13 protein-coding genes and 1 riboswitch are annotated in these 15,918 nt (G+C 60.9%); of the genes, 2 read left to right on the top strand and 11 right to left on the bottom strand.

Going from position 1 to position 15,918, the window contains the following annotated elements; translation table 11 throughout:
• Positions 1–234: 234 nt before the first annotated feature.
• The 9 genes from ACA062_RS02320 to ACA062_RS02280 form a co-directional block, all read right to left on the bottom strand.
• The gene (locus ACA062_RS02320; protein ID WP_497455052.1) at positions 235–948 is read right to left on the bottom strand and encodes a PqiC family protein; all 714 of its coding nucleotides are present in this window, start codon (positions 946–948) and stop codon (positions 235–237) included.
• Positions 949–1,124: 176 nt separating this feature from the next.
• Positions 1,125–3,392 carry a DNA topoisomerase IV subunit A gene (gene parC, locus ACA062_RS02315; protein ID WP_128872853.1) on the bottom strand — a complete coding sequence of 756 codons (2,268 nt, stop codon included), beginning with the start codon at positions 3,390–3,392 and terminating at the stop codon, positions 1,125–1,127.
• 7 nt (positions 3,393–3,399) lie between these two features.
• Complete coding sequence (locus ACA062_RS02310) at positions 3,400–3,924, bottom strand: retropepsin-like aspartic protease family protein (RefSeq protein ID WP_497455051.1); 525 nt, start codon at positions 3,922–3,924, stop codon at positions 3,400–3,402.
• On the bottom strand, positions 3,921–4,910 hold the full coding sequence (locus ACA062_RS02305; RefSeq protein ID WP_497455050.1) for an esterase-like activity of phytase family protein: 990 nt from the start codon (positions 4,908–4,910) through the stop codon (positions 3,921–3,923). Before ACA062_RS02305 ends, ACA062_RS02310 begins: the two co-directional genes overlap by 4 nt.
• On the bottom strand, positions 4,910–6,814 hold the full coding sequence (parE, locus tag ACA062_RS02300) for a DNA topoisomerase IV subunit B (protein ID WP_497455049.1): 1,905 nt from the start codon (positions 6,812–6,814) through the stop codon (positions 4,910–4,912). Before parE ends, ACA062_RS02305 begins: the two co-directional genes overlap by 1 nt.
• Before the next feature lie 54 nt (positions 6,815–6,868).
• On the bottom strand, positions 6,869–7,477 hold the full coding sequence (locus ACA062_RS02295; RefSeq protein ID WP_497455048.1) for a YqiA/YcfP family alpha/beta fold hydrolase: 609 nt from the start codon (positions 7,475–7,477) through the stop codon (positions 6,869–6,871).
• 201 nt (positions 7,478–7,678) lie between these two features.
• Positions 7,679–8,494 (bottom strand): 3',5'-cyclic-AMP phosphodiesterase, encoded by an 816-nt coding sequence (cpdA, locus tag ACA062_RS02290; RefSeq protein WP_497455047.1) that lies wholly within the window; start codon positions 8,492–8,494, stop codon positions 7,679–7,681.
• 97 nt (positions 8,495–8,591) lie between these two features.
• Positions 8,592–9,044: a DUF1249 domain-containing protein gene (locus tag ACA062_RS02285; protein WP_064675587.1), complete on the bottom strand. Its 453-nt coding sequence runs from the start codon at positions 9,042–9,044 to the stop codon at positions 8,592–8,594.
• Positions 9,035–9,652, bottom strand: a complete 618-nt coding sequence (locus tag ACA062_RS02280; RefSeq protein WP_497455046.1) for an NUDIX domain-containing protein — start codon at positions 9,650–9,652, stop codon at positions 9,035–9,037. Before ACA062_RS02280 ends, ACA062_RS02285 begins: the two co-directional genes overlap by 10 nt.
• 206 nt (positions 9,653–9,858) lie before the next feature.
• Here ACA062_RS02280 and ACA062_RS02275 point away from each other — a divergent pair, with 206 nt between their 5' ends.
• Positions 9,859–10,605 carry an RsiV family protein gene (locus ACA062_RS02275; protein ID WP_497455045.1) on the top strand — a complete coding sequence of 249 codons (747 nt, stop codon included), beginning with the start codon at positions 9,859–9,861 and terminating at the stop codon, positions 10,603–10,605.
• On the opposite strand, the gene cytX is transcribed toward ACA062_RS02275, so the two are convergent.
• Positions 10,574–11,866, bottom strand: a complete 1,293-nt coding sequence (gene cytX, locus ACA062_RS02270; protein WP_497455044.1) for a putative hydroxymethylpyrimidine transporter CytX — start codon at positions 11,864–11,866, stop codon at positions 10,574–10,576. The genes ACA062_RS02275 and cytX overlap by 32 nt on opposite strands.
• Positions 11,867–12,017: 151 nt before the next feature.
• Positions 12,018–13,907: a phosphomethylpyrimidine synthase ThiC gene (thiC, locus tag ACA062_RS02265; protein ID WP_150763490.1), complete on the bottom strand. Its 1,890-nt coding sequence runs from the start codon at positions 13,905–13,907 to the stop codon at positions 12,018–12,020.
• A 164-nt stretch (positions 13,908–14,071) separates the two neighbouring features.
• A riboswitch (TPP riboswitch) is annotated at positions 14,072–14,177 on the bottom strand.
• Between the two features lie 206 nt (positions 14,178–14,383).
• On the opposite strand from thiC, the gene ACA062_RS02260 reads away from it, so the two are divergent.
• Positions 14,384–15,817, top strand: coding sequence for a TolC family outer membrane protein (locus tag ACA062_RS02260; RefSeq protein ID WP_497455043.1), 1,434 nt, complete (start codon positions 14,384–14,386; stop codon positions 15,815–15,817).
• Positions 15,818–15,918: the final 101 nt, after the last annotated feature.

Here is a 15,918-nt window from a genome sequence, read left to right as displayed (position 1 = left end):
AGAAGCCCGCAGATGAGTGATCGTCTGCGGGCTTTTTTGTGGCCTGTGCCGGCCTCTTCGCGGGCAAGCCCGCTCCCACAGTGACCTCTGTGAATACAAGGTTTGTGTACGACCGAGCGCCCTGTGGGAGCGGGCTTGCCCGCGATGAGGCCGGCAGCAGCACCAGAGATCCCCAACCCGCAAAAACAACAAAGCCCGCATCCATGGCGGGCTTTGCATCGAATCATTCCAGGCCTAGAACCTGAACACTTCCATATCCGTCCGGATCGGCGAAGCCATCGGGATCTTCGGCTGCTTGTCCTGCTCTGCCGCAGGCGCCACAGGCTTGGCAGCCGGCTTTTTAGCGGCTTCGGCAATCGGCGGCTGGTTGGCCAGCGGCTTGAGCGCCACCGACAATTGCTCCGCCAGACGCTGCAGCAACACACCCTGAGCCTGAACCTGCGACGCCGTACCGCCGGCATGCTGTTCCTGCAGATGAATGATGCGGTTATCGCGAACCTGACCACGACGGTCGATCAGACGCCATTGCGCATCGAGGATCGCCGGTTGCGACTCGCCCGAGTCCAGGCGGGTGATAGTCAGCAGAACCTGGACATCCGGCGTGAAACCCACCGTCGCTGGCGCCAGCACCACGCGCTGGCTGTCCAGATGCCCGGCTACCTGACGCAGCAACAGTTGATCGATATCGGACGAAAGGCTACCAGCCCATCGGCCATCCGTGGCAGCCTGAAGGCTCCCATCCAGCTGACGCTGCAACAGGGTTTCGCGTTGCAGATAATCGGCAACGGTCACCGGACCCAGCAATACCGCCATGCCCGCGCTTTGCGCAGGCTGAGCCGGACTTCCGCTGTCCAGCTGATACAGCGACACCGGCTGGTGAACGCTGCAACCCGCCAGGCCAAAGACCCCGGCGAGCATCAAAATAAACGGAAGGCGCAGAGCAGTCATCGTCCCATCCAGGTGGTTGCCACACGGCTAACCACAGTGAAAATACTCAAAAAATATGAAGAACGCTCGACCACGCCGGCGCTTGAAAGGCCATATCATCCGTGAATATGCGTTCCGACTCCAGCGCCAATGCGTCGATCTACGCGTTAAATCGTAGATCGAGCGCTCTAGGACGCTTAATTGAGGTTTTCGACGAGCAGCGCATCCACCCTCTGAAAGCCACGTGGCAATTTGTTACCACGACGCCCACGTTCACCTTTGTAGTGTTCGAGGTCGTCCGCTTTCAGCGACAAGGTACGTTTTCCGGCTTGCAGCACCAAAGTGGCGCCTTCCGGTAGAACGGCGATGTCCGTGACATATTCTTCGCGACTGGCAACGCGCTCACCGGAAATACCGATGATCTTATTGCCTTTACCTTTACTTAATTGTGGCAGATCGCTGATCTTGAAGATCAGCAGGCGACCTTCGGTGGTCACCGAGGCCAGCCAGTTCTGTTCACGATCGGCCACCGGTCGCGGCAGGATCACCTTGGCGTTGTTCGGCAGGCTCAATAATGCCTTGCCCGCCTTGTTCTTGGCTTGCAGGTCTTCACCCTTGACCACGAAACCGTAACCGGCGTCGGAGGCGATCACGTACAGCGAATCGTCTTCCGGCATCAGCACGCATTCAAAACTCGCCCCTGGTGGCGGCGTCAGACGGCCGGTCAACGGCTCGCCCTGGCCACGGGCCGATGGCAAGGTGTGCGCGGCCACCGAATAACTGCGGCCAGTGGAGTCGATAAACACCGCAAACTGGTTGGAACGTCCGGGTGCCAAGGCCTTGAAACCATCCCCCGCCTTGTAGGAAAGCCCGGTGGCATCGATTTCGTGGCCCTTGGCAGAGCGCACCCAGCCTTTTTCCGACAGCACAACGGTCACCTTCTCGTTCGGCAACAGATCGTGTTCGGTCAAGGCCTTGGCCTCGGCGCGCTCGACGATTGGCGAACGACGGTCGTCGCCGTAGGTTTCGGCGTCCTTGATCAGCTCGGTGCGTACCAGTTTTTTCAGCTTGGCTTCGCTGCCCAGCAGGGCTTGCAGCTTGGCCTGTTCCTTGAGCAGTTCATCCTGCTCGGCACGCAGCTTCATTTCTTCCAGTCGCGCCAACTGACGCAAGCGCGTATCGAGAATGTAGTCGGCCTGGATTTCACTCAAGGCGAAACGCTCGATCAGTGCCGCTTTCGGGTGCTCCTCGGTACGGATGATGTGGATCACTTCATCCAGGTTGAGGTAGGCGATCAACAAACCGTCCAACAGGTGCAGGCGACGCTCGACCTTGTCCAGGCGGAATTGCAGGCGGCGACGCACGGTCTGAACCCGGAATTGCAGCCACTCGACCAGCAACGCGCGCAGGTTTTTCAGCTGCGGCTTGCCGTCCAGGCCGATGATGTTGATGTTGACCCGGTAGCTCGACTCCAGCTCGGTGCTGGCGAACAGGTGTTGCATCAGGGCATCGTGGTCAAAGTTTTTGCGTGCGCCCGGGATGATCACGATCCGGCACGGGTTTTCGTGGTCGGATTCGTCGCGCAGGTCAGCAATCTGCGGCGCCTTGGACGGCTTGGCCTGCATCATGCCCGCGATCTGCTCCAGCACCTTGGCACCGGAGACCTGATGCGGCAGCGCGGTGACGATGATGTCGCCGTCTTCGATGTGGTACACCGCACGCATGCGGACCGAGCCCTTGCCGGTTTCGTACATTTTCAGCAAATCGGCGCGGGGGGTGATGATTTCCGCTTCGGTCGGGTAATCCGGGCCCTGGATATGTTCGCAGAGCTGTTCGACCGTGGCCTTGGGCTCATCGAGCAAACGCACGCAGGCGGTGGCGACTTCGCGCAGGTTGTGCGGCGGGACGTCGGTCGCCATGCCCACGGCGATGCCGGTGGTGCCATTGAGCAGGATATTCGGCAACCGCGCTGGCAACACCAGGGGCTCGTCGAGGGTACCGTCGAAGTTCGGGCCCCAGTCCGCCGTGCCTTGGCCCAGCTCACTGAGCAGCACTTCGGAATAACGCGACAGCCGCGCTTCGGTGTACCGCATGGCGGCGAAGGATTTGGGATCATCCGGCGCACCCCAGTTACCCTGGCCGTCGACCAGTGTGTAGCGGTAGCTGAACGGCTGGGCCATCAGGACCATGGCTTCGTAGCAGGCCGAGTCGCCGTGCGGGTGGAATTTACCGAGCACGTCACCGACGGTACGCGCCGATTTCTTGTGCTTGGAATCGGCGTCCAGCCCCAACTCGCTCATCGCGTAGATGATGCGCCGCTGTACCGGCTTCAGGCCGTCGCCGATATGCGGCAAGGCACGGTCCATGATCACGTACATGGAGTAGTTGAGGTAGGCATTTTCGGTGAAGTCAGCCAGTGACCGGCGTTCTACACCGTCCAGGCTGAGATCAAGGGAGTCGCTCATGCGGGCCTCATCGGTTCGTTGTCTGGCGCAGCAGCATGGTGCCACCGCGCTGGGTAAATTCAAGTTTGTTCAGCGCGCTCATCCCGAGCAGCACTTGATTGCCGTCCAGGCCTGGCACGACGAGGGCGCGCACATCACGCAACACAATGTCGCCCAGTTGCAGGCGCTCGATACGGGTCCGGTAGCCCTCGGCACGACCGCTGGCCGTGCTCAAAGTCACCGGGAAGCCCTGCTCCAGTTTCAGCCGTTCGGCCATACCGCCGGGGATCGCCACGTCGGTTGCCCCGGTATCCAGCATGAAATCCACCGGTTGACCGTTGATCTGGCCGCTGGCAACAAAATGTCCCTGATTGTTGCTGGCAAGCTTCACTTCGACAAAACCTTCGCCCTGTTCCGAGCTGACAACGGCGTTCGGATTCTGCTGGCGCTGCTCCCACTGCCCGAAAAACCGCGTGGCCAGAAACAGCGCGGCGCACCAGGCCAGCACCATCAACACCCGGCCAATGCGCTTGCCTGGTGGTTGCTGACTCATAACCTGGCACTCCAACCACCTTCAGGTGCGGCAAAGCGCATGATGATCGGGCGTACCTCACCGTCGGCGCGGATACCGTTGTTGTTGTCGATACCGATCCAGGCACCGTCAGCGTCCACGATCAACGCCTCTTCCAGGGCATAGGCCTGTGGATAGCGCCGGTTTTCCTGTAACGCTTCTGCGGCATACGACCAGCAGCGCTCGACCTTGGCCGTCTGCGCATCACGGCGGCAGATCTCGAAGACATTGCGTTCGAGGGTAAACAGCTTGCCATTGAACAATGACAGATCGGCAAAGTCCCGCGGCATCGCCCGGGCGCCGGGAAATTGAGGTGGCTGCATTTCCATTCCGACCTCGCTCAGCAGCACACAGCCGCCATCACAGTCCCAGACGGTTTGCTGGCGCTTGATCAACAGCAGCCCGCGGCTTTCACGCTCGGCGGCCAGCCACAATTTGTCGCCTTCGGGGCTGATCGCCAAGCCTTCGAACAACGCATTGAACTTCAGCAACATGCCGCTGGCCCGTGCCTCCCGCACCAGGATCGGCGAGATCTTGAGCCAGGATGCGGGTCCCGTTGGCGGCACTTGCAGCACCGCCGCATGAGACTCGCTGACAATGTAGCGATGACCGGCGCTGTCGCAGGCAATGCCTTCGAAATCCAGATCCCCGCCACGGGCAAATGAGGCCGCCCACGTCCGCGAACGCAGCCCCCAAGGCAATCCGCTATCAGGCACCGCAGGTACATCGATGTGGACGGCTTCGGCTTGCCAGACAGGGTCACGGGTATCGAGCCGGTAAATCTGATCGTCATCCCGGTCGGATACGGCCCACAAATCCTTGCCGCACCGGGCCAGCCCGGACAGGTTGCCGCCGCGCATGCCATCGACGGCATGTGCGGATACCAGGCGCAATTCTGGCGCCGACTGCGCAGCAACCGTCATCGAGGTCAGCAGCAACGCACACACCAAGGCAAAGCCTCGGCGCATCAGCCCAGAACCTCGGCCAGGTTGCCTTTGGACTCCAGCCAGGATTTACGGTCGCCGGCGCGTTTCTTCGCCAGCAGCATGTCCATCATTTCCGAGGTCGCTTCGAAATCGTCCAGCGTCAGCTGCACCAGGCGCCGGGTGTTCGGATCCATGGTGGTTTCGCGCAGCTGTGGCGGGTTCATTTCACCCAGCCCCTTGAATCGGGTGACCTGGGGCTTGCCGCGTTTCTTCTCGGCCACCAGGCGATCGAGGATGCCATCGCGCTCGGCTTCGTCCAGGGCGTAGTAGATCTCTTTGCCCAGGTCGATGCGGTACAGCGGCGGCATCGCGACGTAGACGTGACCGGCATCCACCAACGGGCGGAAATGCTGGACAAACAACGCACACAACAAGGTGGCGATGTGCAGGCCGTCGGAGTCGGCGTCGGCGAGGATGCAGATTTTGCCGTAACGCAGCTGGGCGATATCCGCCGAGCCTGGATCGACACCGATGGCCACGGCGATGTTGTGCACTTCCTGGCTGGCCAGCACTTCGCTGCCGTCGACTTCCCAGGTGTTCAGGATCTTGCCGCGCAACGGCAGGATCGCCTGGAACTCTTTGTCCCGCGCCTGCTTGGCCGAACCGCCGGCGGAATCACCTTCCACCAGAAACAGCTCGGAACGCATCGGGTCCTGCCCGGCGCAGTCGGCGAGCTTGCCCGGCAGCGCCGGCCCCTGGGTAATGCGCTTGCGCTCGACCTTCTTGCTGGCCTTCAGGCGACGGCCGGCGTTGTTGATCGCCAGCTCTGCCAGGAGCATGCCGGTTTCAGGGTGGGCATTGAGCCACAGGCTGAAGGCGTCCTTGACCACGCCGGAAACGAACGCCGCCGCTTCACGGGACGACAGGCGCTCCTTGGTCTGGCCGGAAAATTGTGGCTCCTGCATTTTCATCGACAGGACGAAGGCGATGCGCTCCCAGACATCTTCCGGCGCCAGCTTCACGCCCCGCGGCAGCAGGCTGCGAAATTCACAGAACTCGCGCATGGCGTCGAGCAAGCCCTGACGCAGTCCGTTGACGTGAGTACCGCCCTGCGCCGTCGGGATCAGGTTGACGTAGCTTTCCTGGACGCTGTCGCCGCCTTCCGGCAACCACAGCAACGCCCAGTCGACCGCTTCTTTGTTACCGGCCAGGCTGCCGCAAAACGGCTCGTCGGGCAGGCGCTCGAATTCGCTGACCGCGTCCACCAGGTAGGAACGCAGGCCGTCCTCGTAATGCCATTCGACTTTCTCGCCGGTGGCCTTGTCTTCAAAACTGACCAGCAGCCCCGGGCACAGAACGGCCTTGGCCTTGAGCACGTGCTTGAGGCGGCTGATGGAGAATTTCGGCGAATCGAAGTACTTCGGGTCCGGCGCGAAGAACACGCTGGTGCCGGTGTTGCGTTTGCCGACGGTGCCAATGACTTCCAGTTCGGTTTTTTTGTAACCATCGGCAAAAGTCATCTGGTATTCGTTGCCGTCACGCTTTACACGCACCCGGACTTCAGTCGACAAGGCGTTGACCACGGAAATACCCACCCCGTGCAAACCGCCGGAGAACTGGTAGTTCTTGTTGGAAAATTTACCGCCGGCATGGAGCTTGGTGAGGATCAGCTCAACGCCAGACACGCCCTCTTCAGCGTGAATGTCGACCGGCATGCCACGGCCGTCGTCGCTGACTTCCACAGAGTGATCGGCATGCAGGATGACCTGCACCGAGGTCGCGTGCCCGGCCAAGGCTTCGTCGACGCTGTTGTCGATGACTTCCTGGGCGAGGTGGTTCGGCCGACTGGTGTCGGTGTACATGCCGGGGCGTTTGCGCACCGGGTCGAGGCCCGAGAGGACTTCGATGGCGTCTGCGTTATAGGAGCTAGCGCTGGGAGTGGCCATGGGGTCTCGTCGTCCTTCAGTGAAAAAAGTGCTCAGTAAAAAGGGGGCAAGGCGTCACAGTGCAGTGAAATCAATCGCCTGATACAAATCTGCGCCGATGCCGGCAAAACTCAGCATCGCCGGAAGTTGCGCGGAAAAACCCTGGAAACCATGGTCGCCGCCGGCCTGGATGCGCAAGGCACAGGCGCGGTAATACTGCTGGGCGAGGCGATAGTCCAGCGTTTCGTCGCCGGTCTGCAACCACACCTGAAACCGCTGCGGATCCTGGGGCGCCGGCACTTCCAGCTCGGCCAGGGCCGTCACGTGGTCGTGGGTCAACTCCCAGGCCTCATCGGTATACAGGTTTTTCTGCGCCCCCAGATACCCGTCGAACATCCGATGCGGACTGACGGCGGGGTTGATCAACAGGGCCTTGAGGCCATGGCGCTCGGCCAGGTGAGTCGCATAGTAGCCGCCGAGTGAGCTGCCGACCAGCAATGGCCGCCCGAGCTCCTCAATCGCCTGCTCCAGCTGACCGATGGCTTCACGGGGATGGTGATGCAAGTACGGCACGCGCAACTGATCGCTCAAGCCCAGTTGGTCCATCACCTGGATCAACCGAGTGGCCTTGTTCGACGCCGGCGCGCTGTTGAAACCGTGGATATAAAGGATCGAACCGGACATTTGAGCTCCCTGTGCGTCGGTAAAGAGGCGCAGTTTACAGGGACTAGGGGGAATCGGGGATATCCGCAGAATTCATGTCGTCTTAGCGGACGCCATCGCGGGCAAGCCCGCTCCCACAGGGACCTGAGGCGCTCGCAAATACCTGTGGGAGCGGGCTTGCCCGCGATGGCCGCGCCTCGGTCTTACCAAGTGACTAAAAAGTCAGTAGCCGTCGGAGCCGTAGTCGACCTGAAAATCGAATCCGGTGACGCGCTCCACGCCAGTTTCGAGCTCGCCATCCGGCAACAGCCGCAACCAGCGATACCCCGGCGCCTGATCCCCCACCTTGAAATCCTCACTCCCCGGTTCGAACTGAATGCAAGTCGACGGCGAGGCAATCAGCCGTACGCCATTGCGCTCCCGGTCGATCTCTTGATGCACATGCCCCCACAGCACCGCTCGCACCTGTGGAAACCGGTCCAGCACCGCAAACAGAGCCTCCGGATTGCGCAATCCAATGGGCTCCATCCACGCACAGCCAATTGACACCGGATGATGGTGGAAGCACACCAGATGATGCCGCTCCGGCGCCTCGCTCAGCGAGCGGGCCAGCAACTGCAACTGTTCGACTTCCAGATACCCCGGCACCGAGCCCGGCACTGCCGAATCCAGCAACGTGACTCGCCAGTTACCGATATCCACCACGGGCTCGAGCAATGCACTCTGCACGGCAGCCTCAGCCATGATCCGGGGCTCGTCGTGATTGCCGGGAATCCAGCGTGCCGGCGCATCGAGCTGGCGGGTCAGGTCGCGGAACTGCTGATAGGACTCCAGCGTCCCGTCCTGGGAGATATCGCCACTGGCAATGATCAGATCGATCCGTGGCTGTTGCAACCGTACCAGTTCGATGACGTGTTGCAGGCTGTCACGCGTGTTCATGCCTAGCAACGTGCCATCCGCCTCGGCAAACAGATGACTGTCGGAGAGTTGCACCAGCAACGCAGGATCGGCGGTGGTCAATGTGGATACGCGTGGCAAGGCGTTCTCCCGGGGCGAGATCACGGGGATGGATGAGTGCCGCAATTATGCTGGGGGACGACCAAAAGGGGAAACTGTAAACCTGACGCAGTTCACATCAGCGCACAACCGCATACTCGTGTCCGCAGGCCAGACAATGGCTCAGCCACTCACCCAGAAACATATTCAGCTGGGCTTTTTCGTCAGGCTGGTGCATGGCGGCGTTCGGGTAAGGATAGATGCCGCGAAAGCGTCGTGCATGTTCGGCGCTGACCACTTCGGCCATGCACGCATCGTGATAGACCTGAACTTCCAGTTGTGGCACCGGCAGCCAGGGCAGGCTGTGTTCCTGGCGCACTTGCAGGGTCGTGGTGTACGGACAGACCTGCAGCACTTCCAGGGCCAGTACGCCGAGCATCTGGTCCCCGTGGGTCACGGCAATGCGCCGCGCCGCGGGCTCGTTGCGCATGTCCGGCAACAGTCGCATGAGGCGCGCGTAGTTGGCCTCGCAGGACGCTTGCAGCCCCACGAGGTCCACCCGATAGCGATCGCGCAGCTTGTTTACGACCATAACCCCCTCACTTCAGCGCGGTTCAAAGCTAACCATTGCAAGGCAATGATGCTGGCCGCGTTGGCAATTTGCCCGTCGCGTACGGCCTGCAGGGCATCTTCGAAGGCCCAGACCGTGACGCGGATATCTTCTGCTTCTTCCTCCAGCCCATGCAGGCCGCCGACCCCGGTAGTGTCGCAACGCCCCAGGTACAAATGCACGAATTCATTGCTGCCGCCCGGCGATGGAAAATATTGGGTCATCGGCCAAAGCGCCCCGAATACAAGCCCAGCTTCCTCCTGCGCTTCGCGGTGAGCAACTTCTTCCGGTTCTTCATCCTTATCGATCAGACCAGCGACCAGTTCGACCAGCCATGGATTGCCGATCTTGCCCATGGCGCCGACGCGAAACTGCTCGATCAACACCACTTCGTCGCGCTGCGGATCGTAAGGCAGCACGCACACCGCATCGTGGCGCACAAACACTTCACGGCTGATCTCGCGGCTCATGCCGCCAGCGAACAATTCGTGGCGCAAGTGCACGCGGTCGAGCTTGTAAAAGCCCTCGAAGCACTTTTCGCGCCGAACGATCTCAACGGCGGTCGGAATGGCGTTGGCAAAATCAGTCATGGCAATCCTCGTTTCTACACCGAGGCTCCAGCCTCGACTTCGCGCCATCCTAACGCGCCCGCGACCTTTGATGCAGCCCCTTTCCAGCTAGCGGGATAGACGGTGAGGGCGAAACCAACTCTAATTAGCTTAGTGGCGAACTGATTCCTGCGCCGAGAGTCGAAGCGGGTAACTTTTCGCCTTTCCCTGTTTTATGAAGGACGCCCATGTCGCTTTTTAAAATCGCCTCCGTGGCTGCAATCGCCCTGACCCTGGGCGCCTGCCAGAGTCTGTTCCAGCCCAGCTACCGGGCACCGCTGGAAACCACCCGCGATGCCTCCGAACAGCTGAAACCGGGCTGCACCAATCAGGACTGCCCGTTGGTGAACATCGACACCCTGCGCTTCCCTGCCGAACCGGCACTGGATGGCATCATCGAAAAACGTTTGCTGCAAATGACCCGCACCTCGCCCGACGCCCCGGTGGCGCCGACGCTGGCTGCGTATCGCGAGCAATTTTTGAGCAGTGCAGGCCCGCGTCACAGCAGCTACCTGCAAGCCAAGGTACGTGAGCAGCATGACGGCTTGGTGATCGTCGAGTTTTCCAGCTACCTGGACACCGGCGGCGCCCATGGCACGCCGGGCCGTAGCTTCATCAACTACTCGCGCCAGCAGCACAAGGTGCTGACTCTGTCGGACATGCTGGTCCCGGGGCAGGAAGAAGCGTTCTGGAAAGCCGCGCAAGTTGCGCACAACAGCTGGCTGATCAGCACCAAGCTCGATCAGGAACAGGAGTTCGTGAAGAGCTGGCCCTTCGTCAAAACCCAGAACGTGGCACTGACGTATGGCGGGGTGATCCTCAAGTACGAAGTGAGCACCATTGCGCCTTACGCACTGGGCCACGTCGAATTGAAGATCCCCTACCCTCGCCTGAACGGCATTCTCAAGCCCGAGCTGTTTCCCGGCCGTAGCTGAAAGCCCGGCCCAGTACCAGTTGTAGCAGCCCTGCCAGGACCAGCGCCGGCAGGGTTGCGCCGACATCCGGGTACAGATTGGCCAGCAAGTGATAGGTGCTCACCCCGCCCAGCCAGGCGAGCAGCGCCGGCCAGCGCAATGCGGTTGCCGTCACTTGAGCAGAACGTTTGCGCAAGATGAAGTGATCCACCAGCACTACGCCGAACAGCGGCGCAAACACCGAGCCGATCAACAGCAGGAAGTTCTGGTACTGGGCCAATGGCGCCAGGCAGGCGATCAAGGTGCAGATCACGCCAATGGCCAGCGCCAGATGCTCGACCTTCAGGCGCAACAGAATCCCGCTCGACACTGCGGCCGAGTGAATATCGGCAAAGGCGTTCTCCGACTCGTCCAACAGAATCAGCAGCAGCGGAATCCCCAGGCCGGCACCGGCCAGCGCCAACAGCAAGGCATTGACTTCACCGCTCGGCGCGAACGCCAGGGTGTAGGCCACGCCCAGGCTCATCAGCCAGAAGTTACCGATAAAGAAGCCAATCGCGGTACCGCCGAACACATTTTTCGCCCGCTTGCCGAAACGCGAGTAGTCGGCAATCAGCGGCAGCCACGAGAGCGGCATGGCGATGGCAATGTCGAAGCCCACGGCGAACGGCATCGAACCGTCACCGGCCTGTGCCCACAGCGTCGCCAGATCGGCCTTGGCGAACAGGTTCCAGGTCAGCCAGATGCACGCGGCCAGCAGCAGCCAGATGCCCCACTTGCGCAGGATCTGTCGCACGAACGTCAGCGGGCCGCTGACGGCCAGCAAGGTCGCCAGTCCACCGAAAAACAAGGTCCACAGTAGCGGACTGGACAGCAGGCTACCTTCACTGAAGGCGCGCGCACCCAGCAGGCTGGCGGCGTCGCGCATCACGATGATTTCGAACGAGCCCCAACCGATCAGTTGCAGCAGGTTCAGCACCGCTGGCAGGCTCGCACCATGTTTGCCGAGGCTGAGCTTGAGCGCGGCCATCGACGACAGGCCGGTGTCACTGCCGATCACGCCGACGGCGGCCAGCAGCAAAACGCCGACCAGCGTACCGAGGAAAATCGCCAGCAGCGAGCCGGACAGGCCCAGGCCTGGCGCGAGCAGGGCACCGGTCTGCAGCACCATCAGGCCGATACCGAGGGAAAACCACAGGGAAAACAGATCGCGACCGCCGAAGACGCGTTTGTCGGTGGGCACCGCGATGTCGGGGGAATAAGTGCTGGGTTGAATGCTCAAGGGTGTTATCTCAGAGGGACATTTGTTGTTATGTGGATCGCTATCGCCAGCAGGCTGGCTCCCACAGGGGACTGGTGAACACCACAAATCCAGTGTGGGAGCCAGCCTGCTGGCGATGGGGCCCTTTCGGGCCCCACCTTTCCAGCTCAGATCAAACCTTTTTGTACAGCTGACTGCCTTCCCGCTTGAACCGCTCAGCCTGTTCCGCCAGTCCCTTGGCGACTTCGGCATCGATCGTTTCGATCCGCTGGTTGGCCGCGTATTCACGGACTTCCTGGGTGATCTTCATCGAACAGAATTTCGGCCCGCACATAGAGCAGAAGTGCGCGACCTTGGCCGAATCCTTCGGCAGGGTCTCATCGTGATACGAACGAGCGGTGTCCGGATCAAGGCCGAGGTTGAACTGGTCCTCCCAACGGAATTCGAAACGCGCCTTGCTCAAGGCATTGTCGCGTATCTGTGCGCCCGGATGTCCCTTCGCGAGATCGGCGGCATGCGCGGCGATCTTGTACGTGATGATCCCGGTCTTCACGTCATCCTTGTTCGGCAGGCCCAAGTGTTCCTTCGGCGTCACATAGCAAAGCATGGCGCAGCCGAACCAGCCGATCATCGCCGCACCGATGCCGGAGGTGATGTGGTCGTAGCCGGGTGCGATGTCGGTGGTCAGCGGGCCGAGAGTGTAGAACGGCGCTTCGTCGCAGCACTCGAGCTGCTTGTCCATGTTTTCCTTGATCAACTGCATCGGCACGTGGCCCGGGCCTTCGATCATGGTTTGTACGTCGTGCTTCCAGGCGATCTTGGTCAGTTCGCCGAGGGTTTCCAGCTCGCCGAATTGGGCCGCGTCGTTGGCATCGGCAATCGAACCCGGACGCAGGCCATCGCCCAGCGAGAAGCTGACGTCGTAGGCCTTCATGATTTCGCAGATTTCTTCGAAATGCGTATAGGCGAAGTTCTCTTTGTGGTGCGCCAGGCACCACTTGGCCATGATCGAACCACCCCGGGAGACGATGCCGGTCACGCGCTTGGCGGTCAGCGGTACGTAACGCAACAGCACGCCGGCGTGGATGGTGAAGTAGTCGACGCCCTGCTCGGCCTGCTCGATCAGCGTGTCGCGGAACAGCTCCCAGGTCAGGTCCTCGGCAGCGCCGCCGACTTTTTCCAGGGCCTGATAGATCGGCACGGTACCGATCGGCACCGGCGAGTTACGGATGATCCACTCGCGGGTTTCGTGAATATGCTTGCCGGTGGACAAGTCCATGATGTTGTCCGCGCCCCAGCGAATGCCCCAGGTCAGTTTCGCCACTTCTTCTTCGATGGACGAACCCAGTGCACTGTTGCCGATGTTGCCGTTGATCTTCACCAGGAAGTTACGGCCGATGATCATCGGTTCCAGTTCGGTGTGGTTGATGTTGGCCGGGATGATTGCGCGGCCGCGGGCAATCTCTTCACGGACAAATTCGGGGGTGATGATTTTCGGCACGCTGGCGCCGAAGCTGTAACCGGCGTGTTGCTGGTCCAGCAGCCCGGCAGCGCGGGCCACTTCGAGCTTCATGTTTTCGCGGATGGCGACGTATTCCATCTCGGGGGTGATAATGCCTTGGCGGGCGTAGTGCATCTGGGTGACGTTGCCCCCGGCCTTGGCGCGGCGCGGGTTGTTCACGTGGGCAAAACGCAGTTTGGTCAGCTCCGCATCAGCGAGGCGTTCGCGGCCAAAGTTGGAGCTCAGGCCGGGCAGACGCTCGGTGTCGCCACGAGCTTCGATCCACGGCGAACGTACATCGGCCAGGCCTTTGCGTACGTCGATGATGACGTTGGGGTCGGTGTACGGGCCCGAGGTGTCATACACCACCACCGGCGCATTGATCTCGCCGCCGAATTCGGTCGGGGTCACATCGAGGCTGACTTCGCGCATCGGCACGAGAATGTCCGGGCGCGAGCCTTGAACGTAGATTTTTTGCGAGCGGGTAAACGGCTGAACCGATTGTTGATCGACCTTGGCCGAGTCACTCAGGTTCGTATTGTCTTTTAGTTTTATCGTCATCACGGGCTCTCCGAACACATCCAGGCAGTGGATTTTTTGTCGGAGCGAACCTGTAAACGAATGGACGCACGGGCGCTGGAAAAACCAGCTGTGCTGTGCTCAGTGCACGAGGGCTGTTCGATTGTCGAACAACATCCCGGACGAAGCACAAGAGGACTCGCCGGGTGACGAGAAATCTTGTTCCCTACGCAGGCGTTAACCTGATCAGGTTCAACGGGATCCGAAATTATTCGATCTCAGCCTCATAGCAAGGCACCCCGACAAGAACGTGGCCAGTCTAGACACAACTGGCAAAGAACGCCAACCCCGCTTTAAACACCATGATGAATGGCGCAATTACAGGATTGTTGCCGAACGTGTGCGCAACTACACTCGCTACGCCATACCGCGCCTTGACGCTCTGCCTTGACGCTGCAGTGCGCTGCGCCGTAGCCTTGGCGCTCAAATTATCAGCGTAATTTTTTAGGGATGGCCTCATGCTGCGCAAACTCTCACTGGCCCTTGCCGTGTCTTGTGCGTCCAATGGAATGGCCTGGGCAGCAGAAGCGCCCTTATCGACCAACACCGACCTGGTCAGCGTCTATCAGGAAGCGGTGGATAACAACGCCGACCTGGCCGCCGCCCGGGCCCAGTACGGCGCCCAGAAAGAAGTCGTGCCCCAGGCCCGCGCCGGCTTGTTGCCAAACCTCTCCGGCGGCGCCCAGATCGCCAACGTGCGTACCGATATCGATCAACCGGCGGCCGTTGCCAACCGCAGCGCCAATTCCTATCAGGCGACCCTGGCCCAGCCACTGTTCCGCGCCGATCGCTGGTTCCAGTACCAGGCCGCGAAGGACGTCAACGAACAGGCGGCACTGCAACTCTCGGCGACCGAGCAGAACCTGATTCTGCAAACGGCAGAAAGCTACTTCAACGTATTGCGCAGCCAGGACAACCTGGCCTCGACCAAGGCCGAAGAAGCCGCCTTCAAGCGCCAGCTCGATCAGTCCAACGAACGCTTCGACGTCGGCCTCTCGGACAAGACCGATGTGCTGCAATCCCAGGCCAGCTACGACACGGCACGGGCCAACCGGATCGTTGCGCAACGCCAGGTGGACGACGCGTTCGAAGCGTTGATCACCCTGACCAACCGGCAGTACAACTCGATCCAGGGTATTGTCCACACCTTGCCGATCCTGCCGCCGGCACCGAACGATGCCAAGGCCTGGGTCGACACCGCCGCCAGACAGAACCTGAATCTGCTGGCCAGTAATTATGCGGTCAGCGCCGCTGAAGAAACCCTCAAGCAGCGCAAGGCGGGTCATGCACCGACGGTAGATGCGGTGGCGAAATACGAAAAAGGTGACAACGACGCTTTCGGCTTAAGTAATCCGAATGCATTCCCCCAGCCTTATGGCGGCCCTATCGAGCAACGCACGCTGGCCCTGCAATTGAATATCCCGATCTACAGTGGCGGCCTCACCACCTCACAGGTTCGCGAGTCTTATTCACGCCTGAATCAGACCGAACAACAGCGCGAATCCCTGCGCCGGCAAGTGGTGGAAAACACCCGCAACCTGCACCGCGCGGTGAACACCGACGTCGAGCAGGTGCAGGCGCGCAAGCAGTCGATCATCTCCAACCAGAGCGCCGTCGAAGCGACCGAAATCGGTTATCAGGTAGGTACGCGCAACATCGTTGACGTGCTGGATGCCCAGCGTCAGCTGTACACCTCGGTACGCAACTACAACAACACCCGCTACGACTACATCCTCGACAACCTGCGCCTCAAACAAGCGGCCGGCACGTTGAACCCGGGGGATCTGCAGGACCTCAAGCGCTATCTCAAACCTGACTACAACCCGGACAAGGACTTCCTGCCACCGGACCTGGCCAAGGCTGCGGCGGATCAGCTCAAAGCCAGACCTTGAAAATCCCCCCCTGTAGGAGCGAGGCTTGCCCGCGAAGGAAGCACCGCGGTGTATCTGTTGCACCGCGTCATGCCTGTTCGCGGGCAAGCCTCGCTCCTACA

Source organism: Pseudomonas sp. LBUM1679 (assembly GCF_059695565.1).
Note: the sequence above shows the minus strand (reverse complement) of the source record. Positions and strands in the feature narration are given on the sequence as shown.

What these genes read in the sequence shown, in the direction of transcription:
- parC (WP_128872853.1), bottom strand. Translation starts at nt 3,392, where the DNA reads ATGAGCGACTCCCTTGATCTCAGCCTGGACGGTGTAGAACGCCGGTCA.
- ACA062_RS02305 (WP_497455050.1), bottom strand. Translation starts at nt 4,910, where the DNA reads ATGCGCCGAGGCTTTGCCTTGGTGTGTGCGTTGCTGCTGACCTCGATG.
- ACA062_RS02275 (WP_497455045.1), top strand. Translation starts at nt 9,859, where the DNA reads ATGTCGCTTTTTAAAATCGCCTCCGTGGCTGCAATCGCCCTGACCCTG.
- ACA062_RS02295 (WP_497455048.1), bottom strand. Translation starts at nt 7,477, where the DNA reads ATGTCCGGTTCGATCCTTTATATCCACGGTTTCAACAGCGCGCCGGCG.
- ACA062_RS02285 (WP_064675587.1), bottom strand. Translation starts at nt 9,044, where the DNA reads ATGGTCGTAAACAAGCTGCGCGATCGCTATCGGGTGGACCTCGTGGGG.
- ACA062_RS02320 (WP_497455052.1), bottom strand. Translation starts at nt 948, where the DNA reads ATGACTGCTCTGCGCCTTCCGTTTATTTTGATGCTCGCCGGGGTCTTT.
- thiC (WP_150763490.1), bottom strand. Translation starts at nt 13,907, where the DNA reads ATGACGATAAAACTAAAAGACAATACGAACCTGAGTGACTCGGCCAAG.
- ACA062_RS02310 (WP_497455051.1), bottom strand. Translation starts at nt 3,924, where the DNA reads ATGAGTCAGCAACCACCAGGCAAGCGCATTGGCCGGGTGTTGATGGTG.
- parE (WP_497455049.1), bottom strand. Translation starts at nt 6,814, where the DNA reads ATGGCCACTCCCAGCGCTAGCTCCTATAACGCAGACGCCATCGAAGTC.
- ACA062_RS02260 (WP_497455043.1), top strand. Translation starts at nt 14,384, where the DNA reads ATGCTGCGCAAACTCTCACTGGCCCTTGCCGTGTCTTGTGCGTCCAAT.
- ACA062_RS02280 (WP_497455046.1), bottom strand. Translation starts at nt 9,652, where the DNA reads ATGACTGATTTTGCCAACGCCATTCCGACCGCCGTTGAGATCGTTCGG.